The organism is Nonomuraea purpurea (assembly GCF_042650645.1).
Taxonomy (GTDB): domain Bacteria; phylum Actinomycetota; class Actinomycetes; order Streptosporangiales; family Streptosporangiaceae; genus Nonomuraea; species Nonomuraea purpurea.
Window position 1 is genome coordinate 296228 of the sequence record NZ_JBHSBI010000013.1, and the last position, 13669, is coordinate 309896.

General features: G+C 66.5%; 11 protein-coding genes. 2 read left to right on the forward strand and 9 right to left on the reverse strand.

The genetic code is table 11. From position 1 onward, the window contains the following. Nucleotides 1–34 precede the first annotated feature (34 nt). The 8 genes from rplW to rpsL all read right to left on the reverse strand — a co-directional run bounded on the left by rplW (nt 35) and on the right by rpsL (nt 6621). Entirely contained in the window at nt 35–391 is a 357-nt protein-coding gene (rplW, locus tag ACFOY2_RS26500; protein WP_379530771.1) for a 50S ribosomal protein L23, read from the reverse strand. Further along, nucleotides 391–1041, reverse strand: a complete 651-nt coding sequence (gene rplD / locus ACFOY2_RS26505) for a 50S ribosomal protein L4 (protein WP_379530772.1) — start codon at nt 1039–1041, stop codon at nt 391–393. The genes rplW and rplD overlap by 1 nt, the downstream gene beginning before the upstream one ends. Next, entirely contained in the window at nt 1038–1691 is a 654-nt protein-coding gene (gene rplC, locus ACFOY2_RS26510) for a 50S ribosomal protein L3 (RefSeq protein WP_344896267.1), read from the reverse strand. Before rplC ends, rplD begins: the two co-directional genes overlap by 4 nt. 14 nt (nt 1692–1705) lie before the next feature. Then, nucleotides 1706–2014, reverse strand: a complete 309-nt coding sequence (gene rpsJ / locus ACFOY2_RS26515) for a 30S ribosomal protein S10 (RefSeq protein WP_012887830.1) — start codon at nt 2012–2014, stop codon at nt 1706–1708. A gap of 259 nt (nt 2015–2273) precedes the next feature. After that, on the reverse strand, nt 2274–3467 hold the full coding sequence (gene tuf / locus ACFOY2_RS26520) for an elongation factor Tu (RefSeq protein ID WP_379530773.1): 1194 nt from the start codon (nt 3465–3467) through the stop codon (nt 2274–2276). A 167-nt stretch (nt 3468–3634) separates the two neighbouring features. Next, nucleotides 3635–5683, reverse strand: a complete 2049-nt coding sequence (fusA, locus tag ACFOY2_RS26525; protein ID WP_379530792.1) for an elongation factor G — start codon at nt 5681–5683, stop codon at nt 3635–3637. Nucleotides 5684–5773: 90 nt separating this feature from the next. Further along, nucleotides 5774–6244 (reverse strand): 30S ribosomal protein S7, encoded by a 471-nt coding sequence (gene rpsG / locus ACFOY2_RS26530; protein ID WP_138670613.1) that lies wholly within the window; start codon nt 6242–6244, stop codon nt 5774–5776. A gap of 2 nt (nt 6245–6246) precedes the next feature. Continuing rightward, complete coding sequence (rpsL, locus tag ACFOY2_RS26535) at nt 6247–6621, reverse strand: 30S ribosomal protein S12 (protein ID WP_357830290.1); 375 nt, start codon at nt 6619–6621, stop codon at nt 6247–6249. Nucleotides 6622–7289: 668 nt separating this feature from the next. Here rpsL and ACFOY2_RS26540 point away from each other — a divergent pair. Both ACFOY2_RS26540 and ACFOY2_RS26545 read left to right on the forward strand, forming a co-directional pair. Continuing rightward, nucleotides 7290–9089 (forward strand): FHA domain-containing protein, encoded by a 1800-nt coding sequence (locus ACFOY2_RS26540; protein WP_379530774.1) that lies wholly within the window; start codon nt 7290–7292, stop codon nt 9087–9089. After that, complete coding sequence (locus ACFOY2_RS26545) at nt 9086–9436, forward strand: DUF5955 family protein (protein ID WP_379530775.1); 351 nt, start codon at nt 9086–9088, stop codon at nt 9434–9436. Before ACFOY2_RS26540 ends, ACFOY2_RS26545 begins: the two co-directional genes overlap by 4 nt. A 195-nt stretch (nt 9437–9631) precedes the next feature. Here ACFOY2_RS26545 and ACFOY2_RS26550 read toward each other — a convergent pair whose 3' ends face one another. After that, nucleotides 9632–13507 (reverse strand): DNA-directed RNA polymerase subunit beta', encoded by a 3876-nt coding sequence (locus ACFOY2_RS26550; RefSeq protein WP_379530776.1) that lies wholly within the window; start codon nt 13505–13507, stop codon nt 9632–9634. Nucleotides 13508–13669 lie beyond the last annotated feature (162 nt).

Below are 13669 nucleotides of genomic sequence, written 5' to 3' on the forward strand. Positions count from 1 at the left end.
CGCGAGCCTGTAGTGGCACGCTTGTTTTGCTGAGCTAGCCGATCTGACCGAAGATGTCGATCCGATCGCCCTCGACCAGGCTCACGATCGCGCGCTTGGTGTCGGGACGCTTGCCGTAACCGGTGCGGGTGCGCTTGCGCTTGCCCTGCCGGTTGATGGTGTTCACGCTGGTGACCTTGACCCCGAAGATCTGCTCGACGGCGATCTTGACCTGGGTCTTGTTCGCGGTCGTCTTCACCAGGAACGTGTACTTGTTGTTCTCATCGATCAGGCCGTAGCTCTTCTCAGAGACGACCGGCTTGATGATGATGTCACGCGGGTCGGTGACTCGCTCCAGTCGGCCCTTGGGCTTGGCGGCCTCGACCTCGGGAGTGACGTCCTGCTCAGCCATCAGGCCTCATCCTTCCCGCTGTTGCTCAAGCGAGCGACGGTCTGGTCGTACGCCTCCTGGGTGAAGACCACATCGTCGTGCACGAGCACGTCGTAGGTGTTGAGCTGCCCGGCGTCCAGCAGGTGGATCTCCGGGGCGTTGCGCAGGCTCAGCCACGTCAGCTCGTCGGCCTCGTCGACCACGACGAGCACGCGCGGAGCCTGGGTGATCTTGCGCAGGGACTCCAGCGCGGCCTTGGTCTTGGGGGTCTCCCCCGTGACCAGCTTGCTGACCACGTGGACGCGACCGCCGGAAGCCCTGTCGGACAGGGCGCCACGCAGGGCGGCGGCCTTCATCTTCTTGGGCGTGCGCTGCGAGTAGTCGCGCGGCACGGGACCGTGGACGACGCCACCGCCGGTGAACTGGGGCGCGCGGGTCGAACCCTGACGGGCGCGGCCGGTGCCCTTCTGGCGGTACGGCTTCTTGCCTCCGCCGGAGACCTCACCACGGGTCTTGGCCTTGTGGGTGCCCTGCCGGCGAGCGGCGAGCTGGGCCACGACCACCTGGTGGATCAGCGGAACGTTGACCTTGGTGCCGAAGATGTCCTCGGGCAGGTCAACGGTGCCGGTCTTGGCACCGCCGGCGTCGAGGACGTCGATAGTGGTGCTCACTTGGATGCCCCCTTCTTGGCAGCGGTGCGGACGAGGACCAGGCTTCCGTTGGCGCCGGGGATCGCACCCTTGATCAGGATGAGACCGTTCTCGACGTCCACGGAGTGAACTTTGAGGCTCTGCACGGTGGTGCGGACGTTACCCATCCGGCCAGCCATGCGCAGACCCTTGAAAACGCGGCCCGGGGTGGCGCAGCCACCGATGGAACCCGGCGAACGGTGCTTGCGCTGCGTACCGTGCGACGCGCCCAGACCACCGAAGCCGTGCCGCTTCATGACACCGGCGAAGCCCTTGCCCTTGCTCTTGCCCGTCACGTCGACGAACTGGCCGGCTTCGAAGGTGTCGGCCAGCAGCTCCTGGCCCAGGGTGTAGTCGCTCGCGTCGTCGGTGCGGATCTCCGCGAAGTAACGGCGCGGGGTGATGTCGTGCTTACGCAGGTAGTCGCCGAGCGGCTTGTTGACCTTCCTGGGGTCGACCTGTCCGAAGCCGAGCTGGATGGCGGAGTAGCCGTCCTTGTCGGCGGTGCGGACCCGGGTCACCACGCACGGACCGGCCTCGACCACGGTCACCGGAACCATCCGGTTGTCCGCGTCGAAGACCTGGGTCATGCCGAGCTTCTTGCCCAGGACGCCCTTGATCGTCTTAGCCATGTCAGTGCGTTCCCTCAGAGCTTGATCGAAATGTCGACACCCGCGGGAAGGTCGAGCCGCATGAGCGAGTCAACCGTCTTGGGGGTCGGGTCGATGATGTCAATCAGCCGCTTGTGCGTGCGCATCTCGAAGTGCTCGCGGCTGTCCTTGTACTTGTGCGGCGAGCGGATGACGCAGTACACGTTCTTCTCGGTCGGCAGCGGCACCGGGCCCGCGACCTTCGCGCCAGTCCGCGTCACCGTCTCGACGATCTTCTTGGCCGAGCTATCGATGACCTCGTGGTCATAGGCCTTAAGCCGGATGCGGATCTTCTGTCCCGCCATAGTGGCCTCGGTGTCCTTCGCTGTCGTCTGAAAAAGTATCGTGCGGCCTGTTGCCGCTGTGTGCTCATGCAGGTCGAGCCCGCATTGACCCCACGAGGCAGACGCGGTGGATCTGCCTTTTCTTCCGTGATCCGGCAGTGACTTCGGTCACGCGGGCCGAAGCTACTGCAGGATCACGGCGCCTGTGCGCGGGGCCCCACTCAATGAGCGCGGCGGTCGGTCCCGAAGTCCGGGGCCGACCGCCGCCCCGACGGTCTTGCTACTTGATGATCTTCACGACCCGGCCGGCGCCGACGGTGCGGCCACCCTCACGGATCGCGAACTTGAGGCCTTCCTCCATGGCGATGGGCTGGATCAGCTCAACGCGCATCTCGGTGTTGTCGCCCGGCATGACCATCTCCGTGCCCTCGGGGAGGTTCACGACACCGGTCACGTCAGTCGTACGGAAGTAGAACTGCGGGCGGTAGTTGTTGAAGAACGGCGTGTGGCGGCCACCCTCGTCCTTGGACAGGATGTAGACCTGGCCGGTGAACTCGGTGTGCGGGGTGGTCGTGCCCGGCTTGATGATGCACTGGCCGCGCTCGACGTCGTCGCGCTTGATGCCGCGCAGCAGCAGGGCGGCGTTGTCGCCCGCGTGACCCTCGTCGAGCATCTTGTTGAACATCTCGATGCTGGTGACGGTGGTCGTCGTCTTCTCCGGCCGGATGCCGATGATGTCGACCTGCTCGTTGATCTTGACGATGCCGCGCTCGATACGACCGGTGACGACGGTGCCGCGACCGGTGATCGAGAAGACGTCCTCGACCGGCATGAGGAACGGCTTCTCCGTCTCACGCGGGGGCTCGGGGACGTTCTCGTCGACGGCGTTCATCAGCTCGATGATGCTGTCGACCCACTTCTCGTCGCCCTCAAGAGCCTTGAGCGCGGAGACGCGGACGACCGGCAGGTCGTCGCCGGGGAACTCCTGAGCGGACAGGAGCTCACGGACCTCGAGCTCGACGAGCTCCAGGATCTCCTCGTCGTCCACCATGTCGGACTTGTTGAGGGCCACGACGATGTAGGGGACGCCGACCTGGCGGGCCAGGAGGACGTGCTCCTTCGTCTGCGGCATCGGGCCGTCGGTGGCGGCGACCACGAGGATGGCGCCGTCCATCTGAGCGGCACCGGTGATCATGTTCTTCACGTAGTCGGCGTGACCGGGGCAGTCAACGTGCGCGTAGTGACGCTTCTCGGTCTGGTACTCGACGTGCGCGATGGAGATCGTGATGCCGCGAGCCTTCTCCTCGGGCGCCTTGTCGATCTTGTCGAACGGCGTCGCCTTGTTGAGCTCCGGGAAACGGTCGTGAAGCACCTTGGTGATCGCCGCGGTCAGCGTGGTCTTGCCGTGGTCGATGTGCCCAATGGTGCCGATGTTCATGTGCGGCTTGGTCCGCTCGAACTTGGCCTTACCCACTAGTTCTCTCCTTGAGAATCTGACTGACTTTCGTCTACACACTCGGGCCCGGGATAATCCGAACCCCTTGGCGGCGGGGTGGCTCGCACCTCCCCGCCAGGGACCAGGACATAAGTCCCGGTTGAGCTTTCGTCGGCGAAAGCGCCGACGAAAGCTCGGACCGGAAACTATTCGCCCCGGGCCTTCGCGACGATCTCCTTGGCGATGCCCGGAGGCACCTCCGCGTAGGAGTCGAACTGCATGCTGTAGCTCGCGCGCCCCTGCGTCTTGCTACGCAGGTCACCCACGTAGCCGAACATCTCAGACAGCGGCACGAGCGCTTCGACGACACGGGCGCCGGCCCGCTCGTCCATGGACTGGATCTGCCCACGGCGACTATTGAGGTCACCGACGACTTCGCCCATGTAGTCCTCGGGCGTGGTCACCTCGACGGCCATCATCGGCTCGAGGAGCACGGCGTCCGCCTTGCGCGCGGCCTCCTTGAAGGCCATCGAGCCGGCGATCTTGAAGGCCATTTCCGAGGAGTCCACGTCGTGCGCGGCACCGTCGGTCAGCGTCACCTTCACGCCGACCATCGGGTAACCGGCCAGGACGCCGAACTCGGCGGCCTCCTGGGCGCCGGCGTCGACCGACGGGATGTACTCCCTCGGGACGCGGCCACCCGTGACCTTGTTCTGGAACTCGTAGCCGTCGTTGCCCTCGCCCAGCGGCTCGAGGTTGATGATCACCCGCGCGAACTGACCGGAACCACCGGTCTGCTTCTTGTGGGTGTAGTCGACCTTCTCCACCTTACGACGGATGGTCTCGCGGTAGGCCACCTGCGGGCGGCCGACGTTGGCCTCGACCCTGAACTCGCGACGCATACGGTCGACGAGGATCTCCAGGTGAAGCTCGCCCATGCCCCAGATGACCGTCTGACCGGTCTCCTCGTCACGACGGACCTGGAAGGACGGGTCCTCCTCGGCCAGCCGCTGGATGGCGGTCGAGAGCTTCTCCTGGTCGCCCTTGGTCTTGGGCTCGATGGCGACGTTGATGACCGGAGCCGGGAACGTCATCGACTCGAGCACGACCTGGTGCGTCGGGTCGGAGAGGGTGTCACCGGTCGTGGTGTCCTTCAGACCCATGACGGCCACGATCTGACCGGCGATCGCCGTCGGGCGCTCCTCGCGCTTGTTGGCGTGCATCTGGTAGATCTTGCCGATCCGCTCCTTCTTGCCCTTCACAGAGTTGATGACCTGTGAACCGGCCTCGAGCGTGCCCGAGTAGATGCGGATGTAGGTGATCTTACCGAGGTGCGGGTCGCTGGCGATCTTGAACGCCAGCGCGGAGAACGGCTCGGTCGGGTCGGCGTGCCGCTCGATGACCTTGTCCTCGTCGCCGACCGCGTGGCCCTTGAAGGCCGGGATGTCGGTCGGGGCGGGCAGGTAGGCGACGATCGCGTCGAGCAGGGGCTGCACGCCCTTGTTCTTGAACGCGGTACCGCACAACACCGGGTTGATGGCGCTGGCCAGCGTGGCGCGGCGGATGGCCGCGACCAACTGCTCCTCGGTGGGCTCGGTGCCCTCGAGGAAGAGCTCCATCAGCTCGTCGTCGTTCTCGGCGACCGTCTCGATGAGGCGGTCGCGCCACTCACGGGCGGCGTCGGCGTGGTCGGCCGGGATGTCGACGGTGTCGTACATCTCGCCCTTGGCGGCCTCGGCGCTCCAGATGAGACCCTTCATCGTGATGAGGTCGATGACGCCCTTGAAGTCGGCCTCAACGCCCCAGGGAAGCTGGATGACAGCCGGGGTCGCGCCCAGGCGGCTGATCATCATGTCGACGCAGCGGTGGAACTCCGCGCCGACACGGTCCATCTTGTTCACGAAGCAGATCCGGGGGACGACGTAGCGGTCAGCCTGGCGCCACACCGTCTCCGACTGCGGCTCGACACCCGCGACGCCGTCGAACACGGCGACCGCGCCGTCGAGGACGCGGAGCGAACGCTCCACCTCGATGGTGAAGTCGACGTGCCCCGGGGTGTCGATGATGTTGATGGTGTGACCGACCCACTCACAGGTGGTCGCGGCAGACGTGATCGTGATGCCGCGCTCCTGCTCCTGCTCCATCCAGTCCATCGTGGCAGCGCCCTCGTGGACTTCACCGATCTTGTAGTTGATGCCGGTGTAGAACAGGATGCGCTCGGTCGTGGTGGTCTTGCCCGCGTCGATGTGGGCCATGATCCCGATGTTGCGGACCTTGGCCAGGTCAAGAGCGGTCGTGGTGGCCACTTCTCTCGCGTCCTCGTCGTCTCGTCGAACCCGCCGGGGTTACCAGCGGTAGTGGGCGAAGGCCTTGTTGGACTCGGCCATCTTGTGGGTGTCCTCGCGCTTCTTCACGCTCGCCCCGAGGCCGTTGCTGGCGTCGAGGAGCTCGTTCATGAGGCGCTCGGTCATGGTCTTCTCGCGGCGGGCGCGGGAGTACTGCACCAGCCAGCGCAGGGCCAGGGTGGTGCTGCGCGCGGCGCGCACCTCGACCGGCACCTGGTAGGTCGCGCCACCGACGCGACGGCTGCGGACCTCGAGGGTGGGCTTGACGTTGTCAAGCGCGCGCTTCAGGGTGACGACCGGGTCGTTGCCCGTCTTGTCCCTGCAGCCCTCGAGAGCGCCGTAGACGATCGACTGCGCGATGGACCGCTTGCCGTCAAGGAGCACCTTGTTGATCAGAGCGGTGACCAGCGGCGAGCTGTAAACCGGGTCAGACATGAGCTGACGGCGGCCAGGAGAACCCTTACGAGGCATGGTTAGCTCTTCTCCTTCTTCGCGCCGTAGCGGCTGCGGGCCTGCTTGCGGTTGCGGACACCCTGGGTGTCGAGCGAACCGCGGATGATCTTGTAGCGAACACCGGGCAGGTCCTTCACACGACCGCCACGCACGAGCACGATGGAGTGCTCCTGCAGGTTGTGGCCCACACCAGGGATGTAGGCCGTGACCTCGATGCCGTTCGTGAGTCGAACGCGGGCCACCTTGCGCAGTGCCGAGTTGGGCTTCTTCGGAGTCGTGGTGTACACGCGCTGGCACGTGCCGCGCCGCTGCGGACTCCCCTTGAGGGCAGGAGTCTTGGTCTTTGAAACCTTGTCCTGCCGGCCCTTGCGGACCAACTGCTGAATAGTGGGCACTGCCACTCCGTTTCGTGCCTTGGCCGGTGTTACGTCATTGGGTCTTGCGTTTCGCAGGTTCTGCCGGTGTCATGACCTGCTGGTTTATCTGGCCCCGGTGCCCCCGCGCTCGGGCGTGTCGCGCTCGTGCACAGACACATCCGCGAGGATCGAGAGCCTGAGAGGCCGGCCGACACTCTCCAATATGGTTATGAGCGCACAGCCGAGAGCCCGCTAGAGACGGGCACGATGCTCAAGACTACCCAGGCCCGCCCGACACGTCAAAACGGCGCGGCAGCACCCGACAGGCTTTGCCACTCCGCGTCGCCGGGGCCTGTTTCATCCAGCCCATCCGTAGCGCCACGGCAATGATATCGGTCCGCGGGGGTGCCGTGTGCGCGCTTCGCCGAAGCTCTGGCGTCGGGAAGGTGAAGTCCGCGTGCCCACCCCTAGGGTAATCCCTAGGTCACTCCCCGAAGCGACGCGGCCTCCCCGCGGCTAGCCTCATTTCCCGCACACCACCGCAACATTCTCCACCCCACCGCACTTCGGCGGGGGTGTCTTCGGGGCGGCCGACCCGCAACGGACCAGCAGGTGCGGAATATGGGGCCGGCCTCACCGGCGAACCGTCGAGAGGGAGACTCGAATGTCGCTGCTCCCCAAGCTGTTGCAGCGGGGCGGAGGCCGGATTGTCTGAAGCGGCCGGCCGGAACTTCCCCACCTCCCCCTTCGAACTGGTGATCGTTCAGCCGCCCGAGCTGCGGGGACGGAGCTTCCCCGTCACGGAGGCCCCCGCCGACATCGGCCGCTCCGCGGAACTGCGCATCGACTCCGAGGAGCTCAGCCGCAGGCACGCCAGGATCTGGCTCGCCGACGGCTCGACGTGGATCACCGACTGCGGCTCCACCAACGGCACCTGGGTGAACGGCACCCGGATCCGGCAGCCGGTACGCCTGGCCGTGGGCGAGCGGGTCCGCATGGGAGACGTCGAGGCCGTGCTGCAGATCCAGGGCGGCGCGGTGCCGGAGGAGCACCACACGACCTCCGCCCCGATCCAGCGGCCCACCAACACCACCCGCTACCTGTGCGCCGCCGGCTACATCGACGCCTCCTTCGGCCACGCCGTCGTCGAGGAGACGCTGGGACAGCCCTATCGCGCCTGCGCGCCCTCGTACGGGGTGGACCTGCCAGCGGTCGTCAAACACGCGCTGGCCGCCGAGCGCCACCGCGCCACCCGCGACGTCCTCCTGCTGCTCATAGGCGCGGCCAGCCTGGCCGTCGTGGCCCTCAGACTGACCGGCACCCCACCCCTGCACGACTTACCCGGCCTGGACGGCGCCGACGTGCCCCGCCTGGTCTTCCTGGCCCTGATCCCGCTGCTCCTGGCGTGGCTGGTGGTCGCCGCACACATCTTCCACACGAGGGTCGTCGTGCTCGGCAGGCGGCTGTCCAGCCGCCGTTTCACCCCATCACGGGCGCCGACGCCCCTTGCCCCGAAGGCCAGGCGGCAGATCGACCGCCTCGTCCAGGCCCAGCGCGGCAACGTCGTCGTGTTCGCCGACTACCGCCCGTTCGTCGGCAGCGGCGCCGACTACCACAGCTGGTCGTTCGCGATCGACACCACCAAGGCCGCGCACCGCGACCGCCCGCCCAGGCGCTTCCACGCCGACGACGTGCACGACTACCTGGCCCAGGAGGTCGCGGCCACAGGGCTGCCCAACCTGCGGCTGGCCGAACAGTTGTTCATCAACGGCGTCGACATCAACCACGCCCCCGACCTGCTGCCCGACCCGCTCGCCCCGCCGGCGGTCGCCGCGGACGCCGACCTGCTGCGCGCGGTCGCGCGCTCGCCGGAGTCGTCGGCGCGCGTCTACCTGAGCGTCGAGGTGCTCGGCTGGGGCGGCCAGCTCATCGTGACGATCTTCGTCAGGGCAGTACGGCTGCGCGGCTCCCTCTTCCTGGAGGGCGCCACATTCCTGCTGCCCCCGCTGGCCCCCGAGTACGCCCTGGTGGACAGGGTGTCCTCCGACGTGCTCACGGGCCTGTTCGTCGCCGCCACCCACGGCGCGGCAAAGACGCTCCCGCTGCTGCTCACGGCCCCCTACCGGATGTCCGGACGCTGGTGGCGCGGCGCCGTCAGACGCCGCCAGGAGCGCGACGACCGCGCCGTCATCCAGAGCCGCGGCCTGTACGACTACGGCGCGCGCACGAGCGTCAGGGAACTGGCCGCGGGCGACGACCTGCGACGCTTCTTCATCGCCCGCGACGTCGAGATGTTCGACAAGGTCATCCACGAGGCCGTCTTCAAGGGCATCGGCCGCTTCCTCACCGACCACGGCATCGACACGGGCGAGGCAGCAGCACGCATAACCCAGATCACCAACAACAAAATCGACATCAGCGGCAGCCAAGGCATCAATTTGGGAACGGTTTCGGGCCATGGAGCCAACTTCGGCGGCACAGTAAACCAGAAAGCGGGCGAAAAATGACCGACCCACCCAACATCAACATCACCGGCAGCCAGGGCATCAACTTCGGCACGGTCTCCGGCCAAGGCGCCAACTTCGGCGGCACAGTCAACTATTACACCAACAACCAACTACAAACCCTGATAAATGACCTGAAATCCGCAATATCCAACCACCGTGCAGAACTGCCAAACCCCGAAGAGACGGCAACAGCAGTAGAACTCCTGGAGGAAGAGGCGGCAGCCGACACCCCTCGCCCCAACCGCCTGACCACCTTCCTCAACACCCTGACAGCCTCGGCAGGCGGCATAACGGCCATCACAGAAGCAGCCACCAAAATCAAGGACTTACTTTCCTCAACGGGATGAACCACGAACCGGGGCCAGCAAGACGTCGTAACGGCGCCCGGCCACTGAAGGGCTCAGAAACCGTCTCCCTGGAGGGCCGTCAACCCCGTACGGCGCTTGGGGCAACCACGGCAGCGCGTACAGAAAAAGAAAAGCAAAACGCCCGAGCCTCCAAAAACAGAGACCCGGGCGAATCGCCTAGATGCAACTAAGAAATCACCTATTGTACTGGCCGAAGTCGTATTCCTCGAGAGGAACGGCCTCGCCACTACCCGTGCCGAAGGTGTAGTCGGCGGCCGTGCCGTCGTAGCCACCGACGGTGTACATGGCGGCCTTGGCCTCTTCGGTGGGCTCGACGCGGATGTTCCGGTACTGGGGCATGCCCGTGCCGGCCGGGATGAGCTTACCGATGATCACGTTCTCCTTCAGGCCCAGCAGCGAGTCGGACTTGGCGTGGATCGCCGCGTCCGTCAACACCCTGGTCGTCTCCTGGAAGGAGGCCGCCGACAGCCACGACTCGGTGGCCAGCGACGCCTTGGTGATGCCCATGAGCACCGGACGACCGGCGGCCGGCGTGCCGCTCTCGGCCACCGTCTCGCGGTTCATCTGCTCGAAGCGCGGCCGCTCCACGAGCTCGCCGGGCAGCAGGTCGGTGTCACCGGACTCCAGCACGTTCACGCGCTTGAGCATCTGCCGCACGATGATCTCGATGTGCTTGTCGTGGATCGACACACCCTGCGACCGGTAGACCTGCTGGACCTCCGCCACCAGGTGGAGCTGCACGGCACGCGGGCCGAGGATGCGCAGCACCTCGTTGGGGTTGACCGCACCGGCCACGAGCTGCGTGCCGACCTGCACCCGCGCGCCGTCCTGCACGAGCAGGCGCGAGCGCATCGACACCGGGTAGGCGATCTCCTCCGACCCGTCGTCGGGGGTGATGACGATCTTCCTGGTCTTGTCGGTCTCGTCGATGCGGGCCCGGCCCTCGGCCTCGGAGATCGGGGCGACACCCTTGGGGATGCGCGCCTCGAACAGCTCCGTGACACGGGGCAGACCGTGGGTGATGTCGGCGCCCGCCACACCACCGGTGTGGAAGGTCCGCATGGTCAGCTGCGTGCCGGGCTCACCGATCGACTGGGCGGCGATGATGCCGACCGCCTCGCCGACGTCCACGAGCTTGCCGGTGGCCAGCGAGCGGCCGTAGCAGGTCGCGCAGACACCGATCTTGGCCTCGCAGACGAGCGCGCTGCGGGTGCGGACGGTCTCGACGCCGACCTGGACCAGCGCGGTGACGTGGTTGTCGTTGATGTCGACACCCGCCGCCGCGATGACCTTGCCGTCGACCTCGACGTCCTCGGCCAGGATGCGGCCGTGCACGTTGGACTCGGCGTTCTCCGCCTTGACCAGGTTGCCCGAGGCGTCGCGCTCGCCGACGTGCAGCGGGACCGCGCGGTCGGTGCCGCAGTCGATCTCGCGCACGATGACGTCCTGCGCCACGTCCACCAGACGACGGGTCAGGTAACCCGAGTCGGCGGTACGCAGAGCGGTGTCGGCCAGACCCTTCCGCTGACCGTGGGTGGAGATGAAGTACTCCAGCACCGACAGGCCCTCGCGGAACGAGGCCTTGATCGGCCGCGGGATCGTCTCACCCTTGGTGTTGGACACCAGGCCGCGGATGCCGGCGATCTGCCGGACCTGCATCTTGTTACCACGGGCGCCGGAGTTGACCATCATCCAGACCGGGTTGGTCGCCGGGAAGGCGTTGACCATGTCGGTCTCGACGTCGGCCGTGGCGTGCGTCCAGATCTCGATGAGCTCCTGGCGGCGCTCCTCGTCGGTGATCAGACCGCGCTCGTACTCGCGCTGGACCTTGTCGGCCCGGCGCTCGTAGTTCTCCATGATGTCGGTCTTGTTCGGCGGCGCGACGACGTCCTCGATCGAGATCGTGACGCCGGAGCGCGTCGCCCAGCGGAAGCCCGCGTCCTTGAGCGCGTCGAGCGAAGCGGCGACCTCGATCTTGGGGTAGGTCTCCGCCAGCTCGTTCACGATGATGGACAGCTGCTTCTTGCCGACCTGGAAGTCGACGAACGGGTAGCTCTCGGGCAGCGTCTGGTTGAACAGGCACCGCCCGAACGTCGTCTCCAGCCTGATCGAGTCGCCCTGCTCCCAGCCCTCCGGGGCCACCCACTCACGCGGCGGCAGGACGTCCTTGAGCCGGATCTGGATCTTCGCCTGGATGTCCAGCTCGCGGCGGTCGAAGGCCATCTGCGCCTCGGCGATCGAGCCGAACACGCGGCCCTCGCCCTGCGCGCCGTCCTTCTGGGTGGTCAGCCAGTAGAGGCCGATGACCATGTCCTGGGTGGGCATCGTCACGGGCTTGCCGTCGGCCGGCTTGAGGATGTTGTTGGTCGAGAGCATCAGGATGCGTGCCTCGGCCTGGGCCTCAGCCGACAGCGGCAGGTGCACGGCCATCTGGTCGCCGTCGAAGTCCGCGTTGAAGGCGGTGCAGACGAGCGGGTGGATCTGGATGGCCTTGCCCTCGACCAGCTGCGGCTCGAACGCCTGAATGCCCAGGCGGTGGAGCGTCGGAGCGCGGTTGAGCAGCACCGGGTGCTCGGTGATGACCTCTTCGAGCACGTCCCACACCACGGGGCGGGCGCGCTCGACCATCCGCTTGGCCGACTTGATGTTCTGGGCGTGGTTGAGGTCGACCAGCCGCTTCATCACGAACGGCTTGAACAGCTCCAGCGCCATCTGCTTGGGCAGACCGCACTGGTGCAGCTTGAGCTGCGGGCCGACGACGATGACCGAACGGCCGGAGTAGTCGACTCGCTTGCCCAGCAGGTTCTGGCGGAAGCGGCCCTGCTTACCCTTCAGCATGTCGCTGAGGGACTTCAGCGGCCGGTTGCCGGGGCCGGTGACCGGGCGACCGCGACGGCCGTTGTCGAACAGCGCGTCGACGGCCTCCTGGAGCATCCGCTTCTCGTTGTTCACGATGATCTCGGGCGCGCCGAGGTCGAGCAGACGCTTGAGGCGGTTGTTGCGGTTGATGACCCGGCGGTACAGGTCGTTGAGGTCGGAGGTGGCGAAGCGGCCACCGTCGAGCTGCACCATCGGGCGCAGGTCCGGCGGGATGACCGGGATGCAGTCGAGCACCATGCCGCGCGGCGAGTTGGTCGTGTTCAGGAACGCCGAGACGACCTTGAGCCGCTTGAGGGCGCGGGCCTTCTTCTGGCCCTTGCCGCTGCGGATGGTCTCGCGCAGGTTCTCCGACTCGACGTCGAGGTCGAAGCTGATCAGGCGGTCCTGGATCGCCTGCGCGCCCATGCCGCCCTTGAAGTAGCGGCCGAAGCGGTCGCGCATCTCGCGGTAGAGCAGCTCGTCGCCCTCAAGGTCTTGCACCTTGAGGTTCTTGAAGCGGCTCCAGACCTCCTCGAGCCGGTCCAGCTCGCGCTGGGCCCGGTCGCGGAGCTGGCGCATCTCGCGCTCGGCGCCCTCGCGGACCTTGCGGCGCTGGTCGCCCTTGGCGCCGGCGGCCTCAAGCTCGGCCAGGTCGGCCTCGAGCTTCTTCTGCCTGGTCTCGACGTCGGCGTCACGGCGCTGCTCGATGTGCTGCCGCTCGACGGAGATCTTCGCCTCCAGCGAGGGCAGGTCACGCTCACGCATCTCGGTGTCGACATGCGTGATCATGTACGCCGCGAAGTAGATGACCTTCTCCAGGTCCTTCGGGGCCAGGTCGAGCAGGTAGCCAAGACGCGAGGGAACGCCCTTGAAGTACCAGATGTGCGTGACCGGCGCGGCCAGCTCGATGTGGCCCATCCGCTCACGACGCACCTTGGCGCGGGTCACCTCGACGCCACAGCGCTCACAGATGATGCCCTTGAACCGGACGCGCTTGTACTTACCGCAGTAGCACTCCCAGTCGCGGGTCGGACCGAAGATCTTCTCGCAGAAGAGTCCGTCCTTTTCCGGCTTGAGGGTCCGGTAGTTGATGGTCTCGGGCTTCTTGACCTCGCCGTGGGACCACTGACGGATGTCGTCGGCGGTCGCGAGGCCGATCCTGAGCTCGTCGAAGAAGTTGACGTCCAGCATTTGTGCGATCTCCCCCTCAGACTTCTTCCACGCTGCTCGGCTCACGCCGGGACAGGTCGATGCCAAGCTCTTCCGCGGCGCGGAAGACGTCCTCGTCGGTGTCGCGCATCTCGATCGACATGCCGTCGCTGGACAGCACCTCGACGTTGAGACACAGCGACT

Bases quoted from the DNA above. Each gene is read 5' to 3' on its own strand.
- ACFOY2_RS26550 (WP_379530776.1), bottom strand. From the start codon at position 13,507: ATGCTGGACGTCAACTTCTTCGACGAGCTCAGGATCGGCCTCGCGACC.
- ACFOY2_RS26545 (WP_379530775.1), top strand. From the start codon at position 9,086: ATGACCGACCCACCCAACATCAACATCACCGGCAGCCAGGGCATCAAC.
- rplW (WP_379530771.1), bottom strand. From the start codon at position 391: ATGGCTGAGCAGGACGTCACTCCCGAGGTCGAGGCCGCCAAGCCCAAG.
- rpsJ (WP_012887830.1), bottom strand. From the start codon at position 2,014: ATGGCGGGACAGAAGATCCGCATCCGGCTTAAGGCCTATGACCACGAG.
- rplC (WP_344896267.1), bottom strand. From the start codon at position 1,691: ATGGCTAAGACGATCAAGGGCGTCCTGGGCAAGAAGCTCGGCATGACC.
- fusA (WP_379530792.1), bottom strand. From the start codon at position 5,683: ATGGCCCACATCGACGCGGGCAAGACCACCACGACCGAGCGCATCCTG.
- rpsG (WP_138670613.1), bottom strand. From the start codon at position 6,244: ATGCCTCGTAAGGGTTCTCCTGGCCGCCGTCAGCTCATGTCTGACCCG.